Below are 1,948 nucleotides of genomic sequence, written 5' to 3'. Positions count from 1 at the left end.
TGCGGTCGACCCGCTGGCCGCCAATGGGCAGGGTGCGGCCATCGTGCTCAATCAGGTGGACAACGTCATCACCGGCAGTGTCGGTACGGTGAACTACTTCACCCTGACCATCAACCCGAGCACCGGGGAAGTGACGCTGGCCCTGCTGGACAACGTCTGGCACGCCAACACCACCAGTGCGGATGACAGCGTGGCGCTGACCTTGGACCGCGGCGTGCTGACGTTGGTGCAGACCGTGACTGATGCGGATGGCGACCGTGCCAGAGCGTCTGTAGACCTGGGTGCCAACGGCGTGTTCCGCTTTGAAGATGACGGTCCCAAAGCAAGCAATGTTCAGGCTGCTTTGGTACTGGACGATGAAGGCCTTATCGGCGGGATCAATGGCGGTTCTGGTGATGTCGCAGGGGCCAATACCAGCGTCAACGGCAACCTGAGTTATCAGTCCGGAGCTGATGGCCTCAAGTCGCTTGAGCTCTCCGGGCCGATTTCGTTGGGAAGTGAAAGCGTAACCTCCACGTGGGATGCACAAAGCGGAACCTTGTCTATCAGTTCCACTCGGGGTGTCTTGATGACGGTCACCATTACCGACCTGAGCACTGGTGCCTACTCGGTGAAACTTCTGCAGCCCTTGATGCACACAGGGGTCGATACCGAAGATAATCTCACCCTCAATGTGGGCTACAAGGTGACAGATGGTGACGGGGATAGTGCCAGTGGCGTACTTGCCGTCACCATTAACGATGATACGCCGACAATCCAGGTGGGTGAGCTGTCCCTGACTTCCTCAGTCACCTTCCTGGGTAGCAACGCCGGTTATTCAAATAGCTATGGCTACTACATCAAAGGTGATGATGGCACCCCGTTGTCCGGTAAAGTCATCTGGGCAAATGTTCACAGTCAGAGTGTGGGAAGCCAGACAGATATCAGTTCGCTGGATCCTGCTCATACCGGATTCTTTGTTATCCCCAATGGCGGTGCCAATCCCGGTCTTGTAGATGGTGCCGCTGTCACCTTCCAGTTGATTAATGGCAAGTGGCAGGCATTCGTTGGCAGTACTGCGTTGAGTGGTGCCGATGGTGCCAACATCGTGTTCAGCGATGCCAGCCTTAACCCTGGCGGTTCACATTTGCAGGATACTGGTAGCGCAGGCAACCAGAACTGGGAGGATATGACCCTCAACTCGGATTACGACTACAACGATGTCAGCACCACTGTGACTTGGGGCGGTGCTGTGCAGTTGCAGGTCGATGAGTCGAGCCTCAATCATGATGCAACAGCTGACTTTAGTGGAGTGTTCAATGTACAGCCGGGGGCAGATGGTCTGGGATCCCAGAGCTACAGCCTGAATGTACAAAATGCCAGCTCTGGTCTGATTGATACCGCCACTGGTGAGCAAGTTCAGTTGAGCATGCATGGTTCGACCCTCGAAGGACGCACTGCCACCACTGGCCAGCTGGTATTTAGCCTCACGGTTGACGGTAGCGGCAAGGTGACCCTTGATCAGCTGCGGGCTGTAGTTCACCCAACCTCTGATCCTGATGAAGCAACCTTTTTGGGCTCTGGCCACGTGAATTTGACTTTGACCGTCACCGATAAGGATGGAGATCACGCAAGCGGGGTTCTGGATATTGGTAAGGTCATCAGCTTCAAGGACGATGGCCCGAGTATCAGTGCTGGCAGTGCGGCCAATGACAGTCTGCAAGTGGACGAAAGCAACCTGTCACTCAATGCCAGCACCAGCTATGCCAGCCTGTTCACCAGCAGCTTTGGCGCCGATGGGGCCGGTACGCTGGCTTACAGCCTGAACGTCAGTGCCAGCGGTGTAGACAGCGGGCTCAACGACACCGCAACCGGCAAGAACATCCTGCTCTATCTGGAGAGTGGCAATGTGGTCGGCCGGGTCGGTAACAGCAGCGGCAGTGTGGCCTTTACCCTGACGGTCAACAAC

Annotated in this window: 1 protein-coding gene; it reads left to right on the top strand. The window is 56.2% G+C overall.

Going from position 1 to position 1,948, the window contains the following annotated elements; all coding sequences use genetic code 11:
* On the top strand, positions 1-1,948 hold a 1,948-nt coding region (locus AACS24_RS05805; protein ID WP_219927758.1), incomplete at both ends, for a DUF5801 repeats-in-toxin domain-containing protein.

Origin of the sequence: Aeromonas sp. HMWF016 (assembly GCF_963878195.1) — a bacterium.
Classification (GTDB): domain Bacteria; phylum Pseudomonadota; class Gammaproteobacteria; order Enterobacterales; family Aeromonadaceae; genus Aeromonas; species Aeromonas lacus.
Note: the sequence above shows the minus strand (reverse complement) of the source record. Positions and strands in the feature narration are given on the sequence as shown.